Annotated in this window: 16 protein-coding genes; 11 read left to right on the forward strand and 5 right to left on the reverse strand. The window is 71.2% G+C overall.

The window, feature by feature from the left end; all coding sequences use genetic code 11:
* The first annotated feature begins 55 nt into the window (after positions 1-55).
* From HDA41_RS20430 to HDA41_RS20440, 3 genes are read left to right on the forward strand one after another with little or no spacing between them, the layout of a single operon-like run.
* Positions 56-1045 (forward strand): NTP transferase domain-containing protein, encoded by a 990-nt coding sequence (locus HDA41_RS20430; RefSeq protein ID WP_184985916.1) that lies wholly within the window; start codon positions 56-58, stop codon positions 1043-1045.
* Positions 1042-2424 (forward strand): molybdopterin molybdotransferase MoeA, encoded by a 1383-nt coding sequence (locus tag HDA41_RS20435; RefSeq protein WP_184985917.1) that lies wholly within the window; start codon positions 1042-1044, stop codon positions 2422-2424. Before HDA41_RS20430 ends, HDA41_RS20435 begins: the two co-directional genes overlap by 4 nt.
* Positions 2421-3527, forward strand: coding sequence for a potassium channel family protein (locus tag HDA41_RS20440; RefSeq protein ID WP_184985918.1), 1107 nt, complete (start codon positions 2421-2423; stop codon positions 3525-3527). Before HDA41_RS20435 ends, HDA41_RS20440 begins: the two co-directional genes overlap by 4 nt.
* 67 nt (positions 3528-3594) lie before the next feature.
* On the opposite strand, the gene HDA41_RS20445 is transcribed toward HDA41_RS20440, so the two are convergent.
* Positions 3595-4443 carry an ABC transporter permease gene (locus HDA41_RS20445; protein WP_184985919.1) on the reverse strand — a complete coding sequence of 283 codons (849 nt, stop codon included), beginning with the start codon at positions 4441-4443 and terminating at the stop codon, positions 3595-3597.
* A complete protein-coding gene (locus HDA41_RS20450; RefSeq protein ID WP_184985920.1) occupies positions 4440-5474 on the reverse strand; it encodes an ATP-binding cassette domain-containing protein in 1035 nt (344 codons plus the stop codon). Before HDA41_RS20450 ends, HDA41_RS20445 begins: the two co-directional genes overlap by 4 nt.
* 170 nt (positions 5475-5644) lie before the next feature.
* On the opposite strand from HDA41_RS20450, the gene HDA41_RS20455 reads away from it, so the two are divergent.
* Positions 5645-6634: an NAD(P)H-quinone oxidoreductase gene (locus tag HDA41_RS20455; RefSeq protein ID WP_184985921.1), complete on the forward strand. Its 990-nt coding sequence runs from the start codon at positions 5645-5647 to the stop codon at positions 6632-6634.
* A gap of 11 nt (positions 6635-6645) precedes the next feature.
* Here the strand turns inward: HDA41_RS20455 and HDA41_RS20460 are convergent, their stop codons facing one another.
* Positions 6646-7122, reverse strand: coding sequence for a hypothetical protein (locus HDA41_RS20460; protein WP_184985923.1), 477 nt, complete (start codon positions 7120-7122; stop codon positions 6646-6648).
* A gap of 292 nt (positions 7123-7414) precedes the next feature.
* Between HDA41_RS20460 and HDA41_RS20465 the strand changes: the two genes are divergently transcribed.
* The gene (locus HDA41_RS20465; protein WP_184993587.1) at positions 7415-7969 is read left to right on the forward strand and encodes a bacterial proteasome activator family protein; all 555 of its coding nucleotides are present in this window, start codon (positions 7415-7417) and stop codon (positions 7967-7969) included.
* Between the two features lie 66 nt (positions 7970-8035).
* On the opposite strand, the gene HDA41_RS20470 is transcribed toward HDA41_RS20465, so the two are convergent.
* Entirely contained in the window at positions 8036-9676 is a 1641-nt protein-coding gene (locus HDA41_RS20470; protein WP_184985925.1) for a protein kinase domain-containing protein, read from the reverse strand.
* A 373-nt stretch (positions 9677-10049) separates the two neighbouring features.
* Here HDA41_RS20470 and HDA41_RS20475 point away from each other — a divergent pair, with 373 nt between their 5' ends.
* The 6 genes from HDA41_RS20475 (at position 10050) to HDA41_RS20500 (ending at position 18901) form a co-directional block, all read left to right on the forward strand.
* Positions 10050-11642, forward strand: a complete 1593-nt coding sequence (locus tag HDA41_RS20475) for a protein kinase domain-containing protein (RefSeq protein WP_184985927.1) — start codon at positions 10050-10052, stop codon at positions 11640-11642.
* A 421-nt stretch (positions 11643-12063) separates the two neighbouring features.
* The gene (gene pdhA, locus HDA41_RS20480; protein ID WP_184985929.1) at positions 12064-13263 is read left to right on the forward strand and encodes a pyruvate dehydrogenase (acetyl-transferring) E1 component subunit alpha; all 1200 of its coding nucleotides are present in this window, start codon (positions 12064-12066) and stop codon (positions 13261-13263) included.
* A 1-nt stretch (position 13264) separates the two neighbouring features.
* Positions 13265-14242 (forward strand): alpha-ketoacid dehydrogenase subunit beta, encoded by a 978-nt coding sequence (locus HDA41_RS20485; protein WP_184985931.1) that lies wholly within the window; start codon positions 13265-13267, stop codon positions 14240-14242.
* A 10-nt stretch (positions 14243-14252) separates the two neighbouring features.
* A complete protein-coding gene (locus HDA41_RS20490; RefSeq protein ID WP_184985933.1) occupies positions 14253-15659 on the forward strand; it encodes a dihydrolipoamide acetyltransferase family protein in 1407 nt (468 codons plus the stop codon).
* Positions 15660-15830: 171 nt separating this feature from the next.
* Positions 15831-18065 carry a glycoside hydrolase domain-containing protein gene (locus HDA41_RS20495; RefSeq protein WP_184985935.1) on the forward strand — a complete coding sequence of 745 codons (2235 nt, stop codon included), beginning with the start codon at positions 15831-15833 and terminating at the stop codon, positions 18063-18065.
* 20 nt (positions 18066-18085) lie between these two features.
* Positions 18086-18901 (forward strand): twin-arginine translocation signal domain-containing protein, encoded by an 816-nt coding sequence (locus HDA41_RS20500; protein ID WP_230299480.1) that lies wholly within the window; start codon positions 18086-18088, stop codon positions 18899-18901.
* 147 nt (positions 18902-19048) lie between these two features.
* On the opposite strand, the gene HDA41_RS20505 is transcribed toward HDA41_RS20500, so the two are convergent.
* Positions 19049-19948 carry a D-alanyl-D-alanine carboxypeptidase family protein gene (locus HDA41_RS20505; protein ID WP_184985937.1) on the reverse strand — a complete coding sequence of 300 codons (900 nt, stop codon included), beginning with the start codon at positions 19946-19948 and terminating at the stop codon, positions 19049-19051.
* Positions 19949-20068 lie beyond the last annotated feature (120 nt).

Consider the following 20068-nt stretch of genomic DNA (forward strand, 5'->3'; position numbering starts at 1 on the left):
ATCGTGTCGGTTCCCCCGCGTTCCTTGTGATCGCGGGGGCACGCATACTCGTGGTGTGACCGCGTACGAGCTCCCGGGTGAACCCGGCACCGGTTCCGGCCCCGCGCAGCGGCCGGACCCCGCCGCGTACGACGCCGTCGTGCTCGCCGGGGGTGCCGCCCGCCGGCTCGGCGGCGCGGACAAACCCGGTGTGCGCGTGGGCGGCCGGGCCCTGCTCGACCGCGTGCTCGCCGCGTGCGCGGGCGCCCGGAGCAGTGTCGTCGTCGCCGCGCCCCGGCCGACGGCCCGGCCCGTGACCTGGGCCCACGAGGACCCACCCGGCGGCGGACCGGTCGCCGCGCTCGACGCCGGGCTCCGGCACACCACGGCGGAGCACGTCGTGGTGCTCTCCGCCGATCTGCCGTTCCTGGAGGAGCACACGGTCGACCGGCTGCTGAGCACGCTCCGGGCGAGCGGCGCCGACGGCGTGCTGCTGACCGACCCCGAGGGCCGTGACCAGCCCCTCGTCGCCGCGTACGACGCGCTTCGGCTGCGCGAGGCACTCGCGCTCCTCACCGACCGGCACGACCGTCTCGCCGGTCTGCCGCTGCGGCGCCTCGTCGCCGAGCTGAACCTCACCCGTATCTCCGACCCCGTCGCGTCCTTCGACTGCGACACCTGGGACGACATCGCCATCGCCAGGGCACGTATCAGGGAGCATGGGCACGTGTTGGATGAATGGATTTCCGCCGTCAAGGACGAACTGGGGATCGACCTCGACGTCGACACCCGCCTTCTGCTCGACCTCGCCCGCGACGCCGCCCACGGTGTGGCCAGGCCCGCGGCACCGCTGACCACCTTCCTCGTCGGCTATGCCGCCGCGCGGGCCGGCGGAAGCCCCGAGGCAGTCGCCGAGGCCGCCCGCAAGGCCGCGGCCCTCGCCGTCCGCTGGGCGGAGGAGAGCACCACCGAGGCCCAGCCCTCCGGCGCCCGGTCCCGGAGCGCCCCCGCCCACGGTGACGTCGCTCCCGACGCGACACCCGACACCCGTCCGGACGCCGGATGACCCCGCACGGTACCCGCGCCGGCGAGGACGCCGAGGACCTCGACGTCGAGGAGGTGCTCGCCCTCGTGAACAACAGCAACCACCTGCCCGGCCCCGCCGAACGAGGCGAAACGGACAGCCGCCGCACATCCGGCCGGCCGGACACCTCCCCCCGGCCCGACGCCCGCCACCACGCCACCCCCTGGCCGGAGGCCCGGCTCATCGCCGAACGCGCTGCCCGGAGCATCGCCCGGGCCACCCGCCGCCGGCCCGTCTCCGTGCCTCTCGAAGCCGCCCTCGGCCTCACCCTGGCCGCCCCCCTCGACGCCCTCACCGACCTCCCCTCCTTCGACACCTCCGCGATGGACGGCTGGGCGGTCGCCGGGCCCGCCCCCTGGGACGTACGGGACGACGGCGTCCTGGCCGGGCACGCCGCGCACGAGGCCCTCACCGACGGCGAGGCCGTCCGGATCGCCACCGGCGCCCGCATCCCCCCGGACACCACCGCCGTCCTGCGCAGCGAGCACGGCCGCACCGACGACAAGGGCCGTCTGCACGCGACCAGGGACGTCGTCCCCGGCCAGGACATCCGCCCACGCGGCCAGGAGTGCCGCAGCGGCGACCAGTTGCTCCCCGTCGGCGCGCTCGTCACCCCGGCCGTACTCGGTCTCGCCGCAGCGGCCGGATACGACACCGTCACCGCCGTCCCACGCCCTCGTGCCGACGTCCTCGTCCTCGGCGACGAATTGCTCGCCGAGGGACGGCCGCACGACGGTCTGATCCGGGACGCGCTCGGCCCGATGCTGCCGCCCTGGCTGCGGGCGCTCGGCGCCGAGGTCACCGCCGTACGACGCGTCGGGGACGACGCCGAAGCCCTGCACCAGGCGGTCACCAGGTCCGACGCCGATGTCGTCGTCACCACCGGCGGCACCGCCGCGGGCCCCGTCGACCACGTCCACCCCACCCTGCGCCGCATCGGTGCCGAACTCCTCGTGGACGGCGTCACGGTGCGCCCCGGCCACCCCATGCTGCTGGCCCGCATCACGGAGGAGCAGCACCTCGTCGGCCTGCCGGGCAACCCGCTCGCCGCCGTCTCCGGACTGCTGACGCTCGCCGAGCCGTTGCTACGGACCCTCGCGGCCCGACCGGCACCGGAGCCGTACACACTGCCGCTCAGGGACGCCGTGCACGGGCACCCGTACGACACCCGGCTCGTCCCCGTCGTCCTGCGGGGCGACCAGGCCGTGCCGCTGCACTACAACGGACCGGCCATGCTGCGCGGCATCGCGGCGGCCGACGCGCTGGCCGTCGTACCACCGGGCGGTGCACGCCCGGGGCAGGAGGCGGAACTGCTCGACCTGCCCTGGGCGTCCGGAGGAATCGGGGTGTGTTTCACGTGAAACTTCCGGGCCAGGACGCGATTGCCCGCCAGGCGGACGAGCATCTGGTGACCCATCGGGTGAAACTCCCGAGGAAAGTGGTGGAGCACCCGATCCGCCAGGTCACCAAGCGGCTCTCGATGGCACTGGTGGTCCTCCTCGCGACCGCGCTGATCGTCTACGCCGATCGCGACGGCTACAAAGACAACGGGGGTGGCGGTCTCACCCTCCTCGACGCGTTCTACTACGCGACCGTCACCCTCTCCACCACCGGCTACGGCGACATCACCCCGGCCAGTGACGCCGCCCGGCTCACGAACATCCTCATCATCACGCCCCTGCGCGTGCTGTTCCTGATCATCCTGGTCGGCACCACGCTCGAAGCCCTCACCGAACGCACCCGGGAGGAGTGGCGACTGAACCGCTGGAGGTCCACGTTGCGCGATCACACCGTCGTCATCGGCTTTGGCACGAAGGGCAGGTCGGCGATCCGGACCGTCTGTGCGACGGGTCTGAAGAAGGAACAGGTCGTCGTGGTCGACCCGAGCTCCAAGGCGATCGACGCCGCAACCGCCGAGGGCTTCGTGGGCATCGTCGGGGACGCCACACGCAGCGAGGTGCTGAAGCGGGCCGAGGTGCACAGGGCGCGACAGATCATCATCGCCACGCAGCGCGACGACACGGCGGTCCTGGTGGCCCTGACGGCCCGGCAGCTCAACCGCGGGGCGAACATCGTGGCCGCGGTGCGGGAGGAGGAGAACGCGCCGCTGCTGAAGCAGTCGGGCGCCGACGCGGTCATCACCAGCGCCAGCGCCGCGGGCCGTCTGCTCGGCCTGTCCGTGCTCAGCCCCTCCGCGGGCATGGTGATGGAGGACCTCATCCAGCAGGGCAGCGGGCTCGACATCGTCGAACGGCCGGTGGTCAAGGCCGAGGTGGGCAAGATCCCGCGGGAGATCACCGACCTGGTGGTGAGCGTCATACGCGGTCACCGGGTGCTCGGCTACGACGATCCGGCCGTCGGGAAGCTGGAGCTGACCGACCGGCTCATCACGATCGTGCGGGCGACGCCCGGCACCCAGGTCGCGCCCGACACCCGGCCGTTGCCGCCGATGCCCCGCGGCTGACCGGCAGGACAAGAGGCCGGCCGCCACGCACTCCCCCGTGCGCGGCGGCCGGCCGAGGCACCAGGACCTACTTCCGGTTGTACAGCCGCATCGTGATCGGCCCGAAGACCAGGACGAACAGCCCTGCCCAGCCCAGCGACCAGGCGACCTCGGCGGCCGGCCAGTCGCCGCCCATCAGGCCGCGCACCGCCGACGCCAGATGGGTGATGGGGCTGTTGTTGACGAAGGCCTGCAGCCAGCCCGGCATGGTCTTCGGGTCGACGAAGACGTTGGACAGGAAGGTGAGCGGGAAGATCACCATCATGCTGACGCCCATCACCGACTTCTCGGTGCGCAGCATCAGCCCGAACATCGTCCAGATCCATGAGAACGCGAACGAGAACAGCACCAGCAGGGCGATCCCGGCGAGCACACCGCCGATCCCGCCGTCCGGCCGGTAGCCGAGGATGATGCCGACGGTGAGCATCACGACCGACGCGATCGTGTAGCGCAGGGCGTCACCGAGCAGATAGCCGACCATCGTCGACGGCCGCCAGATGGGCAGGCTGCGGAACCGGTCGAAGACGCCCTTCTCGATGTCGGTGTTGACCGAGACGCCCGTGTACATCGTGATCATCACGACCGACATCACGAGGATGCCGGGCAGCAGGAACTGGATGTACTCCTTCGGCGAGCCGGCCAGCGCCCCGCCGAACAGGTACGTGTACATCAGCACCATCATGATCGGGAACGCCGTGACGTCGAACAGCTGCTCCGGCACGTGCTTGATCTTGAGGATCGCCCGCCAGCCGAAGGTCATCGAGGCCGACCAGGCGCTGGGCCGGGGCGGACGCTCCTTGGAGACGAGCAGCGCGGCGAGGGACTCGGCGCTGACCGGGGCGAGGTCCTTGCTCTCGGTGGTCGTCGCGCTGCTCATGCCGCCACCTCGTCCTTCGGGTCGTGGGAGTGGCCGGAGCCGTCGGTGCGGCCGGAGTCGTGCGTGTCGTGGCCGGTGAGGGCGAGGAACACCTCGTCCAGGCTGGGCTGGCCCAGCGAGAAGTTGTCGACGGTGATCCCGGCGTGGGCCAGCTCGCCCAGCGCGCGGGACGCCTGCTGGGCCGCGCTGTCGTCGCTCGCCGCCGTACCGAGGCGGGCGGTGAGGGCCACCGGGTCGTGCTCCAGCTGCACCTGCGCGTCGAGGGCCCGGCGCAGCAGGTCCGCGGCCAGGGCCCGCTGGTCCGGATCTCGTAGCCGTAGATGGACTGATCCGGCGCCGACGGACGACTTCAGCTCGCCCTTGGTGCCCTCGGCGATCACCCTGCCGTGGTCGATGACGGCGATCCGGGACGCCAGCTGGTCGGCCTCGTCCAGGTACTGCGTGGTCAGCAGCACGGTGGTGCCCTGGGCGACGACGGCCCGCACGATGTCCCAGACGTGGTTGCGGCTGCGCGGGTCGAGGCCGGTGGTCGGCTCGTCGAGGAACAGCAGGTCGGGGGTGTTCAGGATGGACGCGGCGATGTCGATGCGGCGGCGCATGCCGCCCGAGTAGTGCTTGACCTGCTTGGCGGCCGCCTCGGTGAGCCCGAAGGCCTCCAGGAGCTGGGCGGCGCGGTCCCGGGCGGCCTTCTTGTGGTGGCCGAGCAGGCGGCCCAGCAGGACCAGGTTCTCGGTGCCGGTGAGGTCCTCGTCCACCGAGGCGTACTGGCCGGTGAGGCTCACCCGGCCGCGCACCTCGTCGGCCTCGCGGACGATGTCGTGGCCGAAGACATGGGCCTCGCCGCCGTCCGGCCGGAGCAGGGTGGCGAGCATCTTCACGGTGGTGGTCTTGCCGGCGCCGTTCGGGCCGAGGACGCCGTAGACCGTGCCCGCGGGCACGGACAGGTCCACTCCGTCGACCGCCCTCGTCTCGCCGAACGTTTTCACCAGGCCCGCGGTCTCGATCGCCAGGCCGGACGTCTGCGTGCTCATGTGTCGGGTCCTTCCGAGTACGTGGGCTACGCATGGGGAGACCTTCACCGTCGCGGAAACTCATCGGTCCCGCATATGGATTTTCGCCAGGACCGGACCAACGACGGAGGCGGAGTCGACCAGGGGGCGGAGCGGAGTCGGTCCGGTGACCGAGGAGTACCGTCCCTCTCATGCATGCGATCACGATTCCCGAACCTGGTGGGCCCGAGGCGCTGGTCTGGGACGAGGTCCCGGATCCCGTGCCCGGCGAGGGCGAGGTCCTGGTCGAGGTGACGGCCGGCGCCGTCAACCGGGCCGACATCCTGCAACGGCAGGGCTTCTACGATCCGCCGCCCGGCGCGTCCCCCTACCCCGGCCTGGAGTGCTCCGGGCGGATCGCCGAGATCGGCCCCGGTGTCTCCGGCTGGGAGACCGGCGACGAGGTGTGCGCGCTGCTCTCCGGCGGCGGCTACGCCGAGAAGGTGGTCGTCCCGGCCGGACAGCTGCTGCCCGTGCCCCAGGGCGTCGACCTGAAGCAGGCCGCGGCCCTGCCCGAGGTGACCTGCACCGTCTGGTCGAACGTCTTCATGATCGCCCACCTGCGCCCGGGCGAGACGCTGCTCGTGCACGGCGGTTCCAGCGGCATCGGCACCATGGCCATCCAGCTCGCCAAGGCCGTCGGCGCGCGGGTGGCCGTCACGGCCGGCACCAGGGAGAAGCTGGACCGGTGCGCCGAGCTGGGCGCCGACATCCTGGTCAACTACCGCGAGCAGGACTTCGTCGAGGAGGTCAGGAAGGCCACGGACGGCGCCGGTGCCGACGTGATCCTCGACAACATGGGCGCCAAGTACCTGGAGCGCAACGTCAGGGCCCTCGCCGTGAACGGCCGGCTCGCGATCATCGGCATGCAGGGCGGCGTCAAGGGCGAGCTGAACATCGCCGCCCTGCTCGCCAAGCGCGCCGCCATCACCGCGGCGTCCCTGCGCGCCCGGCCACTGGAGGAGAAGGCGGCCATCGTCGCGGCCGTGCGCGAACACGTCTGGCCCCTGTTCGCCGGCGGCCACCTGCGCCCCGTCGTCGACCGCGAGCTCCCGATGCCGGACGCGGCCGCCGCCCACCGGGTCGTGGAGGAGAGCGGCCACATCGGCAAGGTGCTGCTGATCACCCCGCAGGGCGCCTGAGGCGAAAGGGCCTAGACCCGCCGCAGCCGCAGGGCGAAGAAGGCGAGTCCGAGTCCGAGGCCGATCAGGACCAGGCCGCTGCCCAGCGGCAGGATGCGCAGGACCGGCCCGACGGGGCGCTCGGCACGCGCGGCGGCGGCCTCCCCCACGGAGTGCTCCGTCGGAGCGGCGGGCTCGGGGACGGCCTCCCGGTCCTCCTCCGGTACGGCGGTGACCTCACCGACGCCTTGCTCCCGCCAGGCGTCCACCGGCCGCCCCGGCCGCTCCCGTCCCTCACCGGCCCGGCTCCCGGCCCGCGAGGGCTCGCCCGGGGCGGAGGGGGCGGAGGGCGCGGAGGGCGCGGCGAGGGCACCGCCCCCGGGGCCGTCGCCGTATGCGAGGACGTCGTACGCGAGGACGGAGCCGTGCGACTGGACGGACTGGACTGCTCCGTACGAGGCGCCGGCCCCGTACGGTGAGACGACCGCACCCGCCCCCAGAGCGACCACCAGTCCCGTCGCCCTTAGTGCGCGTTGCCATGGAGTCACGTTGGTGACCCCCTCCCGCCGTGCCCGGTAGGGCAAGTTCGGCAAGTTCGGTCAGATCGAGGCAATCAGCCTCACACCGCCCCACTCGCCCGGCACTCCGGGTTCGGCCGACAGGCGGAATCGCCGCACGAACCGAATTCACCCTTTGGTGAGCAACCCGGGGCCTGACCCGCACGTCTTCTCCGACACGGTGGATCAGCCTCCGGCGGGGGCACCACAGAGGGGAGGTGCAGGCGTGCGAGAGAATGGCGGCATGGAGATGCCGAGGAACGAAAGGTCGCCGGAGAACCCGCAGATCCTGGTCGTGGGCCAGGACGGCATGGCGCTCAGCGGCGGCGGTGGGGACGAGGACTCCCGCGAGACTCCGGTCACGGAACAGGTGGAGCAGCCCGCGAAGGTCATGCGGATCGGCAGCATGATCAAGCAGCTTCTCGAAGAGGTGCGTGCGGCTCCCCTGGACGAGGCCAGCCGGGTCCGGCTCAAGGAGATCCACGCCAGCTCGGTGAAGGAGCTGGAGGACGGTCTGGCGCCCGAGCTGGTGGAGGAGCTGGAGCGGCTCTCCCTGCCCTTCACGGACGAGACGACCCCGAGCGACGCGGAGCTGCGCATCGCGCAGGCCCAGCTGGTCGGCTGGCTGGAGGGGCTCTTCCACGGGATCCAGACCACGCTGTTCGCCCAGCAGATGGCGGCCCGCGCCCAGCTGGAGCAGATGCGCCGCGCCCTCCCGCCGGGCGTCGGCCATGACGGCCTCGACGAGCAGCACCCGGGCGGCCGGTCGGCCGGCCGTACGGGCGGGCCGTATCTGTAACGCGTCCGCGTACCCGCCGTGCGAAGGGCCCGGCAGCCGAGGCTGCCGGGCCCTTCGCACGGCGGGTCAGGCCGGCGGGTTGCCCGTGGAGACGCCGAGCACGATCTCGGGCATCTTCTTCGGGTCCACGTCGGTGCCGGCGGGCGGGAACTGGTTCATGACCGCGCCGTCGCCGTAGGTGTTCTCGTCCAGCGTGTTGATCTTCTTTTCCCAGCCGGCCGCCTGGAGGCAGGCCTTGACCGACGTGATGTCCTTGAACTTGAAGCTCGGCATCCGGATCTTCTCGGGGTCGTTGTACGACTCCTGCGGCTCCGTGCACTCCTCGGTTTCGATCGTCTTCGACGGGTCCGGCCCGCGGTAGCCCGGCTTCTTGGCCGCCGAGGCCGACGCACTCGCGCTGCTGCCCCCGCCGCCCTGGTCGTCCTCGCTGCCGCCGTTCACCAGCAGGGCCGCGATCAGGCCGCCGACCGCGACGACGGACACCACGATCGAGCCGATGATCACCGGCTTGTTGCTCTTGCCGCCGCCCGACGAGCCCGGCACGGTCTGCGGCGCCAGGTTGTACGGCGGCGGGGTCGACGGACCCGGCTGCGGGGAGTACGCGGCGGGGGAGGGCGTCTGGTACCCGCCCTGCTGCGGATAGCCGTAGGCCGCCGCCGAGGGGGCCGGCGTGCCGTACGGGTTCGGGGGCGGAGTCGGCTGGTACGGCGTCTGGACCTGGCCCGAGGGCGCCGGGGCCGCCTGGTCGACCGGCGGGAACACGGCCGAGCCGACGCCCGCACCGCTCGGGGTCTGCGCGCCCGGGACGATGCTCGGCGGGGCGGCCTGGAAGGACGCCGCCACACGCAGGCACTCGTCCCGCATGGCCTCCGCGCTCGGGAAGCGCTCGTTCGGGTTCTTCTTCAACGCGCGGGCGATCAGCGCGTCCACGGCCGGGGGCAGCGCCCGGTTGACGGAGGACGGAACCGGCGGCTCCTCCTGCACGTGCGCGTACGCTATGGCCAGCGGCGAGTCCGCCTCGAACGGCAGCCGCCCGGTGACCAGTTGGAACAGCATGATGCCGACGGAGTACAGGTCGGAGCGGGCGTCCACACCGCGGCCCAGGGCCTGTTCCGGCGAGAGGTACTGCGGGGTGCCGACGACCATGCCGGTCTGCGTCATCGACGTCACACCGGACTGCATGGCGCGGGCGATGCCGAAGTCCATGACCTTGACCACACCGCGCTTGGTCATCATCACGTTGCCCGGCTTGATGTCGCGGTGGACGAGCCCCATCTCGTGGCTGATCTCCAGCGCGGCGAGCACGTCCGCGGTGATCTTCAGGGCCTTGTCGGCGGGCATCGCGCCCTGCTGCCGTACGTCCTCGTCGAGCACGGAGCCGAGCGGGCGGCCCTCGATGTACTCCATGACGATGTACGGCGTCGTCATGCCGTCGAGGGTGTCCTCGCCGGTGTCGAAGACCGAGACGATGTTGGTGTGCGTGAGCTTGGCCACGGCCTGGGCCTCGCGGCGGAACCGCTCGCGGAAGGCCTGTTCCCGGCCGAGATCGGTGTGAAGTGTCTTGATGGCGACCTGCCGGTCGAGCACGCTGTCGTACGCGAGGTGCACCGAGGCCATGCCGCCCTGGCCGAGCAGATCGCGCAGCTGGTAGCGGCCCCGGGCGAGCGCCTGCCCCGAGTACTGGCCCTGTGCGCCGTCCTGGCTCATGTTCCGTTTCCCCCGTAGCCCTTGAGGCGCCGCCGACTGCCGCCGACTGCCGCTGATCGGCGCTGATTCGCGCTGATCCGCGTTGATCCAACCGCCATTCCCGGCCAAGTCTGCCCCAGGGCACCGACACGTCAAGCTCGGTGCCCGTTCCGTGACCGTACGCGAAGGAAGCGTCGCGGAAGCGTTACAGGGGACGTACGGCCGGTGCACAGAATTTGCACGACAGTGCGGAGCGAAGGTTTCATGGCGCGTCCGTCACGTGCCGGCCCTGGCACCCGTCTCGGACCGGCGGCTTGCGCGGAGGCTGTAGCGTGGCCGACGGAGACCGTAACAACACCGCGCGCACCGCGGGCAGAAACGACGGCGAGGACTGATGGCACAGCAGCAGCGCGCTCAGGGCCCGTCCGACCCCGAGGCGACTGGCGGCGGCATGTCGGACGCGCCGGAGTCCTGGGGTAACGGCGGGCTGGTCGGGGACGGCCGGTACCGGCTGACCCACAGACTCGGCCGGGGCGGTATGGCCGAGGTGTTCGCTGCCGAGGACGTCCGCCTCGGGCGCACCGTAGCCGTCAAGCTGCTCCGTTCCGACCTCGCCGAGGACCCGGTGTCCAAGGCGCGCTTCACGCGCGAGGCCCAGTCGGTCGCCGGCCTCAACCACCATGCGATCGTCGCCGTGTACGACTCCGGCGAGGACGTCGTCGGCGGACAGTCCGTGCCCTACATCGTCATGGAGCTGGTCGAGGGCCGCACGATCCGCGACCTGCTGCTGAACGCCGAGGCGCCGGGCCCCGAGCAGGCCCTGATCATCGTCTCGGGGGTTCTGGAGGCGCTCGCCTATTCGCACCAGCACGGCATCGTGCACCGCGACATCAAGCCGGCCAACGTCATCATCACGCACAGCGGCGCCGTGAAGGTGATGGACTTCGGCATCGCCCGCGCCCTGCACGGCGCGCAGTCCACGATGACGCAGACCGGCATGGTCATGGGCACCCCGCAGTACCTGTCCCCCGAACAGGCGCTCGGCAAGGCCGTCGATCACCGCTCCGACCTGTACGCGACGGGCTGCCTGCTCTACGAACTCCTCGCGCTGCGCCCGCCGTTCACCGGCGAGACCCCGCTGTCGGTGGTCTACCAGCACGTCCAGGACATCCCGACGCCGCCGTCCGAGACCTCCGACGCCTGCCCGCCGGAGCTGGACGGCATGGTCATGCGTTCCCTCGCCAAGGAGCCCGACGACCGCTTCCAGACGGCCGAGGAGATGCGCGGACTGGTCCAGTACGCGCTCCAGATGCTGTACGACCAGGGCGGCCACACCGGCACCTGGAACACCGGACCGGTCGACAGGCACGAGGGCCGGCACACCCCGCCGGGCGGCTTCGCCGGCACGGCTGTGATGGGCCACCCGGGGGACGCCTCCGGCACCACGCAGATCCCGTCGCCGATCCTGCCCGCCGGCTACGGCAGCGGGGACGACGGCGGCTTCGAGGGCCACGGCAACAAGGGCGGCGGCCGCGGCAAGCTGTGGGTCCTCGCCGTGCTCGCGGTGATCGCCATCGCGGCGGGTGTGGCCCTGGCGCTCCAGAACAGGGGCGGCGACACGAAGGAGCCCGGCACCACGCAGTCGCCGACCACCTCGAAGACGACCGAGAAGGAGACGCCCAGCGAGACGCCGAGCGACGAGGTGACCGACGAGCCGACCGACACGTCCACGGACAACGGCAACGGCACGAGCTCCGGTGGCGGCCAGTGGACGCCGTCGTACACGCCGTCGTACACGCCGTCGCAGAGCGCTCCCGAGTCGCCCACCGGCCAGCCGACGGACGCGCCGACCTCCGCGGCGCCGACCGGCGGCGAGCCGACGGACGAGCCGCCCACGGACCCGCAGACGCCGCCGGCCGACACGGGCGGCACCGACGCGGGCGGCGCGACCGGTGCCGTCGGAGGCGCGGGCGGCGAGGGCGGCTGACCCAAGGGCCGGTCCCCTGACCGGCCGGCCGGCCGGAACGAAACGGATGATCCACGCGCGCGTGGGACCCGGAAACGGGCCCCACGCGCGCGTGCCGTTTCGCCGCGCCAGAAAGTGGACTCTTCCCGTGACCTGGGTCACCGGGTTAACGTGCGGGTGCTCCGGCCTCCTGCAAGGCTGTGACCAGGGCCCCTTCCGCACCTTCCCGATTTACTTGGATATCCAAGCAAAATCCCAGGTCAGAAGGGGTTTCACAGAAATGTGATGCACTGGGTAACGTGCCTTTTGCAGGGCGCTCGCCGGGGCACCTGTCCCGCCTGTTCCCGGTCGAGTGGCACCCACCCCGTGCCCGGTGGTCGGAACGGGTGAGCCGCACTGGCCTACCGGCAACCCCGGGGGCCGGACCGACGGAGGAGCACACGTGACCGTGGAGAGCACTGCCGCGCGCACACCGCGACGCAGCGCCGGAAGCAAGGCCGGCACCACCGGCACCAAGCGCACCACCCGCACAACCGCCAAGGACGCCGGAGCGAAGGGCGCCGAGCCCCAGCTCGTGCAGCTGCTGACGCCCGAAGGCAAGCGCGTGAAGAACGCCGAGTACGACAAGTACGTCGCCGGTGTGACCCCGGACGAGCTCCGCGGCCTGTACCGCGACATGGTGCTCACCCGCCGCTTCGACGCCGAGGCGACCTCCCTCCAGCGCCAGGGCGAGCTGGGCCTGTGGGCCTCGCTGCTCGGCCAGGAGGCCGCCCAGATCGGCTCCGGCCGGGCCCTGCGCGATGACGACTACGTCTTCCCCACCTACCGGGAGCACGGCGTCGCCTGGTGCCGCGGCGTGGACCCGACCAACCTGCTCGGGATGTTCCGCGGCGTGAACAACGGCGGCTGGGACCCCAACGGCAACAACTTCCAGCTCTACACGATCGTCATCGGCTCCCAGACGCTGCACGCCACCGGCTACGCCATGGGCATCGCCAAGGACGGCGCGGACAGCGCGGTGATCGCCTACTTCGGGGACGGCGCCTCCAGCCAGGGCGACGTGGCCGAATCGTTCACCTTCTCCGCGGTCTACAACGCCCCCGTCGTGTTCTTCTGCCAGAACAACCAGTGGGCCATCTCCGAGCCGACCGAGAAGCAGTCCCGCGTCCCGATCTACCAGCGCGCGCAGGGCTTCGGCTTCCCGGGCGTCCGTGTGGACGGCAACGACGTGCTCGGCTGCCTCGCGGTCACCCGGTGGGCCCTGGAGCGGGCGCGCGCCGGCGAGGGCCCGACCCTCGTCGAGGCGTTCACCTACCGCATGGGCGCCCACACCACCTCCGACGACCCGACCCGGTACCGGGGCGACGAGGAGCGCCAGGCCTGGGAGGCCAAGGACCCGATCCTGCGCCTGCGCCGGTACCTGGAGGCGTCAAACCACGCGGACGAGGGATTCTTCGCGGAACTGGAGGCCGAGTCCGAGGCGTTGGGTAAACGAGTGCGCGAGGCGGTCCGTGCCATGCCGGACCCGGACCACTTCGCCATCTTCGAGAACGTCTACGCGGACGGACACGCGCTGGTCGACGAGGAGCGCGCCCAGTTCGCCGCGTACCAGGCGTCCTTCGCCGACGAGGGGGGTAACTGAGATGGCCGACAAGATGGCTCTGGCCAAGGCGATCAACGAGTCGCTGCGCCGCGCCCTGGACTCCGACCCCAAGGTCCTGATCATGGGCGAGGACGTCGGCAAGCTCGGCGGTGTCTTCCGCGTGACGGACGGCCTCCAGAAGGACTTCGGCGAGAGCCGCGTCATCGACACCCCGCTGGCCGAGTCGGGCATCGTGGGCACGGCGATCGGCATGGCCCTGCGCGGCTACCGCCCGGTCGTGGAGATCCAGTTCGACGGCTTCGTCTTCCCGGCCTACGACCAGATCGTCACGCAGCTCGCCAAGATGCACGCCCGCTCGCTGGGCAAGGTCAAGCTCCCGGTCGTCGTCCGCATCCCCTACGGCGGCGGCATCGGCGCGGTGGAGCACCACTCGGAGTCCCCCGAGTCGCTCTTCGCGCACGTTGCGGGTCTGAAAGTCGTCAGCCCCTCGAACGCGTCGGACGCCTACTGGATGATGCAGCAGGCCATCCAGAGCGACGACCCGGTGATCTTCTTCGAGCCCAAGCGCCGCTACTGGGACAAGGGCGAGGTCAACACGGAGGCGATCCCGGGCCCGCTCCACAAGGCCCAGGTGGTCCGCGAGGGCACCGACCTGACCCTCGCCGCCTACGGCCCGATGGTGAAGCTCTGCCAGGAGGTCGCCGACGCGGCCGCCGAGGAGGGCAGGAACCTGGAGGTCCTCGACCTGCGCTCGGTCTCCCCGATCGACTTCGACTCGATCCAGGCGTCGGTGGAGAAGACGCGCCGCCTGGTCGTCGTCCACGAGGCACCGGTGTTCTTCGGCTCGGGCGCGGAGATCGCCGCGCGGATCACGGAGCGCTGCTTCTACCACCTGGAGGCCCCGGTGCTCCGGGTCGGCGGCTACCACGCGCCGTACCCGCCGGCCCGCCTGGAGGAGGAGTACCTGCCGAACCTGGACCGGGTGCTGGATGCCGTCGACCGCTCGCTGGCGTACTGAGGAGAGGGTCGTGACGACGATGACGGAAGCGTCCGTGCGCGAGTTCAAGATGCCCGACGTGGGCGAGGGACTCACCGAGGCCGAGATCCTCAAGTGGTACGTCCAGCCCGGTGACACGGTCACGGACGGCCAGGTGGTGTGCGAGGTCGAGACGGCGAAGGCGGCCGTCGAGCTGCCCATCCCGTACGACGGCGTGGTCCGTGAGCTGCACTTCCCCGAGGGCACCACGGTCGACGTGGGCACGGCGATCATCGCCGTGGACGTGAGCGGAGGGGCCGCGCCCCCGCCCCAGCCCGCCGCCGAGCAGCCCGCGGCGCCCCCGCCCGCGGAGGAGCCGAAGGCGGCGGGATCCGGCCGCCAGCCGGTCCTGGTCGGCTACGGGGTGGCGACGTCCTCCACCCGCCGCCGCCCGCGCAAGGGCCCGGAGGTCCCCCTCCAGCAGGCCTCGACGGCGATCCAGACGGAGCTGAACGGCCACGGGGCGGCGCCCCCGGCCGCCCCCGCCGTCAAGGAGCGCCCCCTCGCCAAGCCCCCGGTCCGCAAACTGGCCAAGGACCTGGGCGTCGATCTGACGACGGTCGTCCCGACCGGCCCGGACGGCATCATCACCCGCGAGGACGTGCACGCAGCGGTGGCCCGGACCCAGGCACCGCAGCAGGAGACCCCCGCGGCCGCCGCCCCGGCACCCGCGCAGACGGCGGTGTCGTACGACACCGCCCGTGAGACCCGTATCCCGGTCAAGGGCGTCCGCAAGGCGACGGCGGCGGCGATGGTCGGCTCGGCGTTCACCGCGCCGCATGTCACCGAGTTCGTCACGGTGGACGTGACGCGCACGATGAAGCTGGTCGAGGAGCTGAAGGCGGACAAGGAGTTCGCGGGCCTGCGCGTGAACCCCCTCCTGCTGATCGCCAAGGCACTGCTCGTCGCGATCAAGCGGAACCCGGACATCAACGCGTCCTGGGACGAGGCCGCCCAGGAGATCGTGGTCAAGCACTACGTGAACCTGGGCATCGCGGCCGCGACCCCGCGTGGCCTGATCGTGCCGAACATCAAGGACGCCCACGCCAAGACGCTGCCGCAGCTGGCCGAGTCGCTGGGCGAGCTGGTGTCGACGGCCAGGGACGGCAAGACGTCCCCGGCGGCCATGCAGGGCGGCACGGTGACGATCACCAACGTCGGCGTCTTCGGCGTCGACACGGGCACGCCGATCCTCAACCCCGGCGAGTCCGCGATCCTCGCGGTCGGTGCGATCAGGCTCCAGCCGTGGGTCCACAAGGGCAAGGTGAAGCCCCGCCAGGTCACCACGCTGGCCCTGTCGTTCGACCACCGGCTGGTCGACGGCGAGCTGGGCTCGAAGGTCTTGGCGGATGTGGCGGCGATCCTGGAGCAGCCGAAGCGTCTGATCACCTGGGCGTGAGCCGACCGCGGCGGCCCCCTTCCCACGGGCGGGGGGCCGCCGGCGTCTGCCCGGCGGGTGAACCAGGGGTACGCGGGTGAACCAGAGGTACTCCGAAGAGCACAAGAAGCTCCGCAGACCCGCCCAAGTACCCCACAGTAAGCGGTTTAGCCGGACATACGATCAATCTTCATGCGCGACCCCATGGTGCTCAAGGCCCAGAAATTCGTGAACTCCGTGTACGGCAGCCGTATCGGTATGACCGTGGAGGAAACCGGCGAGGCCGACTGGGCGACCATGTACGCCCTGACCCGTGCCCTCCAGTACGAGCTGGGCATCACGGCCCTGTCCGACAACTTCGGCCCCACCACACTCTCCACGCTGACCGCCAAGCATCCCGAGCTGAACGCGGACACCGTCCCCTCTCCCGACTTCTGCCGCATCATCCAGTCCGGCCTGTACTGCAAGGGCTACGACGGCGGCGACCTGGACGGCACGTACGGCGAGCGGGTCCAGGCGGCCGTCACGAAGCTCAAGACCGACATGGGCGTCGAACGGGCCTTCCCTGGCGCCGATCTGACGCCGAAGGTGTTCAAGGCGCTGCTGACGATGGACTCGTACGTCCTCGGCACCTCCGGTACGCAGCAGGTCCGTGAGGTGCAGCGGTGGCTCAACGGCCGTTACCTGAACCGGCAGGACTTCTTCGTCCTCGCCTGCGACGGACGCGTGTCCCGGGACCTGGCCCGGGCGCTGGTCCTCGCCGTGCAGTACGAGCTCGGCATGGCCGACGGCACGGCCAACGGCAACTTCGGGCCCGGCACCCAGGCGGCCCTGAAGTCGCACCCCGTGCGGCAGGGCGACAAGGGCGTCTACGTCCAGTTGTTCTCCGCCGGGATGGTCGTGAACCGGCGGCCCGTCGCCCTCACCGACACCTTCGACTCCTACCTCGCCGCGGCGGTCCGGGCCTTCCAGAGCTTCGTCGCTCTTCCGGGCACGGGCGAGGGCGACTTCCCCACCTTCGCCTCCCTCCTGGCGTCCTACGGCGACCAGGCGCGCCAGGGCAAGGCCTGCGACACCATCTCCAAGGTCACCCCGGCACGCGCGGCGACCCTCAAGGCCGCCGGGATCACCCACGTCGGCCGCTACCTCACCAATCCGAGCGCCACGTCCCTGCCGGAGAAGGCCATCCAGCCGGGTGAGTTGCAGGTCTTCGCCCAGCAGGGCCTGCGCTGCTTCCCGATCTACCAGACCGTCAACAACGACGCCTCGGACTTCGACTACGTCGCCGGGCGCACGGCCGGGTACGCGGCGGTCAACGCCGCCCTCGACCACGGCTTCAAGCGGGGGACCCGGATCTTCTTCGCCGTCGACTTCGACGCGATCGACGCCGAGATCACCGCGAACGTCCTGCCCCACTTCAAGGGCGTCAAGGAGGCGATGGCGGACTCCGGCCACCCGTACGAGATCGGGGTCTACGGCTCCCGCAACGTCTGCGCGCAGGTCGGCGCCGCCGGTTACTCGACGGCGAGCTTCGTGGCCGACATGTCCCCGGGCTTCGACGGCAACGCCGGGCGCCCGCTGCCGAACGACTGGGCCTACGACCAGTTCGTCATCCGCACCCTCGGCTCGGGCGACGGGCAGTTGGAGGTCGACGTCGACATCGCCTCGGGCCGGGACACCGGGCAGGGCTCGTTCAACCGGCCGCGGCCCGCCGCCTGGGACGTCGCCCTCGACGAACGCCAGGTGCCGGCGCTGCGGGCCGACCTCGCGCGCTACATGCGGTCGATCGGACGTCCGGACCTGGGCGGCGTGGGCGGCGACGCCGGACTCTACACCAACGCCCAGGCGGTCGCGGCGATCCAGGACCAGGACGGGCTGATCACCGAGCTGTCGCACACGTACAAGATGCGCAAGGCGCTGATCCAGACGGCCGTCTACTGGGCCATGCGCGACTACAGCCTCGCCGACCAGGCCACCGACCAGCAGGTCGCCGACCACCACCTCACGGGCTCCGGCTCCGTGAAGGACTCGCACACCGGCATCGGCGAGATCAGCGCGGCCGATGCCATCCAGGCCTGGAACCACTGCATCGGCTGGGGTTTCACCACCGGCGACCGCCGCGACCCGGCCAAGGACGCCGACCTCTGGTCCGTGTGGCAGCAGCTGAGCAAGGACAACGCGTTCAGCGTGCGCACCGCGGCCCTGGTGCATCTGTGGGGCACGCGGGGCAGGCCCGGCGGCCAACTGCCCCCCGGTGACCGCGTCACCACCCCGCGCTCCATGCGCCTGGACCTCGCCGAGTTCGAGATCACCGAGCTGCTGCGACGCTACCGGGCCTGGGACCCCGACGTGGAGGCGCAGACGCACCAGAGCCTGGCCGTCTACCAGATCTTCGAGAAGTACAACAGCATCGCCCGCAACGCGTGAATGGCTGGAATGAGAGCCCGTTGAACCTCAACATCCCCAGAATCCCCCGTAGAGGGCCCCGCCCGGCCGCCACGCACCGCCGCGGGCTGTCCCGCCGTGCCCTGCTCGGCCGTATCGCTGCCGTCGGCGGTGCCGTGGGCGTCGCCGCCCTGCCCGTCTCGCACTTCCTGTCCCAGGCGTACGCCGACGCGAACAACCCCATCCCGGGCCGTGTACGGGACGCCCTGCGCAGCGCGCAGGAGCGAACCCGGCGCGTGCTGGCCGGTTCGCGCTCCCACAACGGCTGGGAGATGGAGAACGCCGCGGACGACGGCGGCACCGTCTACACCCGACCCGTGCCCGGCACCCCGCTCACGGGCATCGCCGTCCGCATGGGTGACGTGGAGACCGTCCTCGTCCACCTGGTGCGCCGGTTCCACTACGAGGTCGACAGGCTGCGCCGGGGCGATGTCACCGGCTGGCACGGCCCGTCCGGCGTCGGCAAGGGCCGGCCGGAGTCCAACCTGGCGTCCGGCACGGCGGTGCGGATCCGCCCCGGCTTCTATCCGCGCGGCGCCCGGGGCGGCTTCTTCCCGCAGCAGGAGGTCGTGATCCGCGACATCCTCGCCGAGCTCGACGGCGTCGTCCGCTGGGGCGGTGACGACGCCACGCCCGACGAGTCGCTGTTCTCCATCGACGTACGGCCCGGCGACCAGCGGCTGGCCCAGGTCGCGGCCCGGATCCGCGGCTGGCAGCTGGAGCCGGGAGCCGGTGCGGGCGCCCCGGTGAACGTGCTGGCCGGCAGCCGGCGCAAGGCGGCCCGGGCTCTGGAGCGCCGGCAGCGCACCGCCGCGTGACGCGCGAAAGGGGGGCTCACCGCCATCGGCGGTGAGCCCCCCTTTCGTGGTGCCCGTCCTGCGTGGTGCCTGTCCTGCGTGGTGCCTGTCCTGCGTGGTGCCTGTCCTGCGTGGTGCCTGTCCTGCGTGGTGCCTGTCCTGCTTCTCCTACTTCGCGAAGCCGTAGTTCATCAGCTTCGTGGCGTCCGTCTTCCGCGCGGTCTTGTCGGTCGAGGCGAGGACCGTGCCGATGACCGTCTTGCCGTTGCGGGTGGCGGCGAAGACCAGGCAGAACCCGGCCTCCGGGCCGGAGCCCGTCTTCACACCGATCGCGCCGGTGTAGCTGCTCAGCAGCGGGTTGGTGTTCTCCCACGGGGCCATCGTCCGCGTGCCGCCGGACTTCGTGGTCGTCTTCGCCGTGTACTTCTTCGTCTTGACGACCGTGCGGAACATGGTGTTCTTCATCGCGCTGCTGGCGAGCTTCGTCAGGTCGCGCGGTGTCGAGTAGTTGGCGCCCTTGCCGATGCCGTCGAACGAGTCGAAGTGGGTGTTCTTCAGACCCAGGTCCTTGGCGGTGGTGTTCATCTTGCCGATGAACGACTTCACGCGCGCCGCCCGCGACGAGCCCGAACCGAACTTGTCGGCGAGCGCGTACGCCGCGTCGCAGCCGGACGGGAGCATGAGCCCGTACAGCAGCTGGCGGACGGTGACCTTGTCGCCGACGATCAGACTGGCGTTCGACGCCCAGTTGTTGTCGACGATGTAGTCGCTGTACGCCTTCTGGATCGTGACCTTGCTGTCCAGGTTGAGCTTCGGCTGCTTCAGCACCACCAGGGCCGTCATGATCTTGGTGGTCGAGCCGGTGGAGCGGCGCGTGTCGGCCGCCTTGGTGTACAGCGACTTGCCGGTCGCGTTGTTCATCACGTAGCCGCCCTTGGCGGCGATCGAGGGCGCCGTGGCGGCCTGCGCCGGCGCGACGGTGAGAGCTCCGGTCGCGAGCATGGCGCCGGTGGTCACGGCGACGGCCGCAGCTCTGCGGAAACGGGTGCCCTGAATGCCGGTTATCAAGTGAAGTACCCCGATTACGTTGAATGCCCCATCGGTGCGGCCGAATTGAGGACGACGGGAAAGGGGGCCGCACGTGTCTCACTCGTAACTAGCACACGTGGTGGTGTCCTTGCCGAGCGG

The sequence above is a fragment of the Streptomyces caelestis genome (assembly GCF_014205255.1).
GTDB lineage: Bacteria > Actinomycetota > Actinomycetes > Streptomycetales > Streptomycetaceae > Streptomyces > Streptomyces caelestis.